General features: G+C 65.1%; 4 protein-coding genes. All 4 read right to left on the bottom strand.

The genetic code is table 11. The features are described 5' to 3' along the window. Positions 1-134: 134 nt before the first annotated feature. Positions 135-1,076 (bottom strand): ABC transporter permease, encoded by a 942-nt coding sequence (locus tag LQV45_RS17820; RefSeq protein WP_230008164.1) that lies wholly within the window; start codon positions 1,074-1,076, stop codon positions 135-137. A gap of 6 nt (positions 1,077-1,082) precedes the next feature. Continuing rightward, a complete protein-coding gene (locus tag LQV45_RS17815; protein ID WP_230008163.1) occupies positions 1,083-2,606 on the bottom strand; it encodes an ABC transporter substrate-binding protein in 1,524 nt (507 codons plus the stop codon). A 309-nt stretch (positions 2,607-2,915) separates the two neighbouring features. Beyond that, positions 2,916-3,923 carry a Gfo/Idh/MocA family protein gene (locus tag LQV45_RS17810; RefSeq protein WP_230008162.1) on the bottom strand — a complete coding sequence of 336 codons (1,008 nt, stop codon included), beginning with the start codon at positions 3,921-3,923 and terminating at the stop codon, positions 2,916-2,918. Between the two features lie 52 nt (positions 3,924-3,975). Continuing rightward, the gene (locus LQV45_RS17805; RefSeq protein ID WP_230008165.1) at positions 3,976-4,824 is read right to left on the bottom strand and encodes a sugar phosphate isomerase/epimerase; all 849 of its coding nucleotides are present in this window, start codon (positions 4,822-4,824) and stop codon (positions 3,976-3,978) included. Positions 4,825-4,904: the final 80 nt, after the last annotated feature.

Below are 4,904 nucleotides of genomic sequence, written 5' to 3'. Positions count from 1 at the left end.
CATGGCAACGATGCCCAGCGGGTTCCTGAACAGGCGCCGAATGACGGTGGACCGGACCACGGTGCCGCTCTGGCCGGGGTGAATCGGAATGGCGGCGGATGCCGCGGTTGCGGCGGCTTCTTCGGAAGAATTTTTCATGACACACGTACTTTCGGGTTGAGCCAGCCATTGAGGATGTCCACCAGCAGGTTCACCACAATGACGACGACCACCGTGTACATCACGACGCCCATCACCACCGGAAGATCCGACTGGCCGGTGGCGGCGACCGCCATCGGACCCATGCCGGGAAGGGCGAAGATCTGCTCGATGATCACCACGCCGCCCAGCATGCCGATCAGCTGCAGGCTCAGCACCGTCAGGCCGGCCGGCGCGGCGCTGCGCAGGACGTGCTTGAACAGGATTTCCCGCTCGCCGATCCCGCGGCTGCGCAGGGTGCGGACATAGTCCCGCTCGAGTTGTTTGATGACGGCGCTGCGGATCTGCTGCGCGCCCCCGGTGACGCCGTTGATCAGCAGGGCTATCACCGGAAGCGACATGGAATAGACCCACGCGTCGGCCCCGGCATCCGGGGAAATGGTGCTGGTGGCCGGGAACAGAGCCAGCTGGATGGCCAGGATGGTGACCAGGATGACGCCGAGCACGAACCCCGGAACGGAGTCGCCGATGATGGGGACAACCGGGACCAACCTGTCCACCCAGCCGCGCTTGACCGCGGCGAAGACACCGATGAGTGCGGCACAAATTGCGATCAGGATCATTGCGGCGAAAACCATGGTCATGGTCACCGGAATCCGGGTGGCCAGGGAGTTGGCCACCGGTTCCGAGGAGAACCAGGAGGCGCCCAGGTTTCCGCTGAGGGCATCGGCCACCCAGGCAAAGTAGCGGGTCAGCAGGGGCTGGTCCAGCCCCAGCTCGTGTTCTTTCATCGCCACCTGCTCAGCGGTGGCCTGATCGCCCAGGATGTTCCTGGCGATGCTCCCGCTGGACATATAGAGCAGGAAGAAGGTGAGCGCCGAGACAACAAGCAGCACCACCAGCCCGCTGCCCAGTCGTTTCGCAATGAACCTGATCATGGTGTCCTACTTGGCGGGTGAGTAGTTGTAAATGGACGGAACGGCCTGCTGGATCTGGGGTGTGACGTCGACCTTGGCGTTGTGGTAGTACATCTGGTTGACGCGGAACAGCGGCGCGAACCAGGCCTGCTCCACCACGTACTTGTTCACTTCCTGGGCCAGCTTGCCCGCGTCAGCCCCGCCGTTGCGCACGGCGTCAATCTTGGCGTCGAGCTCCGGCGACGCGTTCTTGAACGGGTTGTAGAGCGCCTTGGTGGAGATGATCTGGTTGATGGCAACTGTCGGCTGGCCTTGGAAGAGGGAGAAGTACATGGTGGTGTACTTCTGTCCAGCCACATCGGAGGTGAAGGTGTTGGTGAGCGCGGCGCCAATCTTCAGGGTGATACCGACGTCTGCCAGCTGCTGCTGGACCACGGAAATCTGAGTCTGGAAGTCGGGGATGCTGGGGACTTCCAGGGTCACGCCGTTTTCATAGCCGGCTTCCTTGAGGAGCTGCTTGGCCTTGGCCGGATCGTAGCTGTAGTAGTTCTCCAGTTCTTCGGTCCAGGCGCCGCTGGCCTTGCCGAACGGCTGGGACGTCGGGGTGCCCTGGCCCAACAGGACCTGGTCGAGGATGGTCTTGCGGTCAAAGGCGTAGTTGATGGCCTGGCGGACCTTGACGTTCTGCAGTGCGGGGTTCTTGGCCCCGTCACGGTCCAGGAGGAGCAGCCCCTGCCAGTCCACCTCGTTGGCGGCCAGCTTCATCTTGGCGCCTTCGGCCTGCTTGCCGTTCTTGGGGTCCAGGAGTGTGGCGTCCACCTGGCCGGAGACCAGGGCGTTGGTGCGGGCGGTGGGGTCGGTCAGGATCTTGAAGGTCAGCTTGGAGTACTTCTGCAGATCCTTGTTCCAGTAGTCCTTCCGGGCGGTGAACACGGTCTGGGAGTCCTTGACCGACGCGGCCTTGTCCATCACGTAGGGCCCGGAGCCCACGGGCTCGGTCTTGATGCCCTCGGTGCCGAGCGCCTTGGGGCTGCCCATCAGGCCGGCCGCCTGGCTGAGGAAGTACTCGAGGGCCGGGTCCGGGGTGCTGAGGTTGATGTCGATGGTATCGGCGTCCACAACGGCCACGTCCTTGACGGCATTGAGCTGGGCCATCTGCGGACCATTGGCCGTCTTGAAGTGGTCCATGTTGGCCTTGGCAGCCTCGGCGTCGAACTTTGCTCCGTCGCTGAAGGTGACGTCCGAGCGCAGGTCCACCGTCAGTTTGGTGTTTGCTGCGTTGTACTTCCAGGCCGTCGCCAGCATGGGGCTGAGCTTTCCGTCCGGCTCGCGCAGGATCAGGGTGTCGTAGACGGCCTGGTACGGCTGGAGGATATGGCCCACATGGGCCTGGGCCGGATCCCAGGACCGGACGTCCTGGATGGTGCCGAGCGTCAGGGACGTGGCTGTGGTGCCTGCGCCGCCTGCTGCGGCGCCGCCGCCACAGGCGGTGAGCGCGAGGGATGCGCTGAGGATGAGGGCAGCAGCTGCTGCCTTGGGACCGAACTTCATTGTTGGCTCCTTTGGATCGCTTCTCGAGGTCCGCTGCACGGACGTTGATGGCGGCAATGTGGCTTGGGCCACACCGCCGCTTGTGGGTTCAGCGTACGTTGGGTTGCCACATCTGGCAACCGGTTGTCATTATTTTTTGAATTATTGCGAATCCGGGCGTGGCCAAGCACTACGACGGCACCGGACGGAGACGCAGCGCGGCGCGCCTGAGGGGCGCACGTACTGGGCAAGCACGACGTTCGCAGCGGAGTGCACAAGCAGCGCAACGGAAGTCCGCATGGCCGCGCACGGTCGCGGCGGCGGCTTCGGTCAGGACACTTTTTCCTCAGAGCCGGGGTAGGACTGGCGGTAGAGTTCCTTCACGATCCGCAGCGACTTCGCCCCTTCGGCGGCGTCAATCCAGAACGGGCCCGGTTGCGCCAGTCCGGCATAGAAATCTGCGATCAGCAGGGCATGCGAAACGCCCCAGTAGGACCGGCCGCCGGATCCCTTGGCGCGTTCACGCACCACCTCGCTGCGCCCGTCGTCGTAAGTGACTGTCAGGTCCCCGCGCAGGCTCAATGTTGCCCTCTCGGTGCTGATGTCCAGCGTGACTGGTGCGTTGACGGTGTTGGCCAGGGTGGCGTAGAAGACGGAGCGCGCCCCGCTGCTGTGCAGCGCGGCGAACTCCGCAGTGTCCTCCACCTCGATGGTTTCTGCCAGCGCATGGGTCGAGGCGCTGCCTGCGAGCGCGACGACGTCGCCCACCAGCCATTGCAGCAGGTCAACGGTGTGGATGGCCTGGTTCATCATCAGCCCCCCGCCGCCCTCGGCCCAGTTTCCGCGCCAGGGCCGGCTGAGGTAGTAATCGGCATCCCGGTGCCACATGACCGTGGCCGAGGCCCCCCGCACCTGGCCCAGTTCGCCGGAGTCCAGCAGTCGGCGCATTTCCTGCACCGGGGCGTTGTAGCGGTTCTGGAAACACAGGGCAATTTTCGCCGTGCTGTCGGCAGCCGCGGCCAGCAGCCTTTCGCCCTCGGCCAGGGTGTGCGCCAGGGGCTTTTCCAGCACCACGTGGACACCGCGGCGCAGGCATTCGATCGCGATCGCCGCGTGTTCGTGATGCGGGGTGGTGATGTGCACGACGTCGGGAGCTGCCACCTCGAGCATGTCGCGGTAGTCCGCGAAGCCGGGGACGCCGTGGGCCTCCTGCGCCGCCGCCCGGCGTGCCGGATCCGGGTCACAGACGGCCATCAATTCGGCGTTGTCCATCCCTGCAAGTGCTTCAAAGTGAACGACCGACACGTCGCCGCAGCCGATGATTGCCGCTTTTGGCATCCGGAGTTCCCTCTTTCCCTAGTGGTGGTGCATGCCTGCTAAAGAAGGCCGATTACACGAGTTCGATCTGGTTTTTCGCGGCCAGCGCGGCAAAGGCGCGGGCCGCGGTGCCGAAGGCCGCCGGGCCCGAGAAGCCGCCGAGTTCGTGGGCGCTGGCCAGGTGGGGTTCCAGCGAGGCGAAGCCGGCGTAACCATCCGCCTTGAGGGCGGCGATGGTGGCGTCGAGCTCGCCGTCGCCCCCACCGGAGGGGACCACTTCCCCGGTGGTAGCGAGCGCGTCCTTGACCTGGAAGTACTCGAGGTAGGGGCGCAACATGGCGTAGCCCTCGGTGTAGGGCTTGACGCCCACCTGGACGAAGTTGGCGTTGTCCCACGCGATGCGGAGCGCGGGCGAGTTCACGGATTCCATGATGTCCAGCACGCGCTGCGGGGTATCGCCATAGATGCCCTTTTCGTTTTCGTGCAGGAGCACGACGCCGGATTCCGCGGCGAGCGCCGCCAGCGCGCCCATACGGGCCAGGACGTCCTCGCGGATGTCTTCCGCGCTGCGCCCTTCGGCCCGGAAGAAGGAGAAAATGCGGACGTATTGTGTATCCAGCCCCCTGGCCACTGAGATGATCTGCCGGAGCCGTGCCAGCTCGTGCTCCACCGGCAGGCTCACGTCCACCTTCCCGATGGGGCTGGCCACGGCCGAGACCTTGAGGCCCTTTTCATCCAGGATTTCCTTGAGCCGGGCAACCTGCGCGGGCTCCAGCTCGGAGACGTTGGTGCCCCAGGCGCTGCGGACCTCGATGTGGCTTGCGCCCAGCGCCAGGAGCACGGCGGCCTGAACTGCCGGGTCCGGATCTATTTCGTCGCCGAAGCCTGACAGCGACCAGACTGCGGGTGGTGTTTTGCTCACGCGGATCTCCTGGGTTTCGCGGCCGCCGCGGGCAGCTTCCGGCTCCGGCGCGGTGACGCAGTTCACAAACGGTGTGGGCC

The organism is Microbacterium sp. Bi128 (assembly GCF_918698205.1).
This window is presented reverse-complemented; position numbering and strand designations above follow the sequence as displayed.

Excerpts from the sequence above, each read along its gene's own strand:
- LQV45_RS17820 (WP_230008164.1), bottom strand. The coding sequence starts at position 1,076 with ATGATCAGGTTCATTGCGAAACGACTGGGCAGCGGGCTGGTGGTGCTG.
- LQV45_RS17815 (WP_230008163.1), bottom strand. The coding sequence starts at position 2,606 with ATGAAGTTCGGTCCCAAGGCAGCAGCTGCTGCCCTCATCCTCAGCGCA.
- LQV45_RS17810 (WP_230008162.1), bottom strand. The coding sequence starts at position 3,923 with ATGCCAAAAGCGGCAATCATCGGCTGCGGCGACGTGTCGGTCGTTCAC.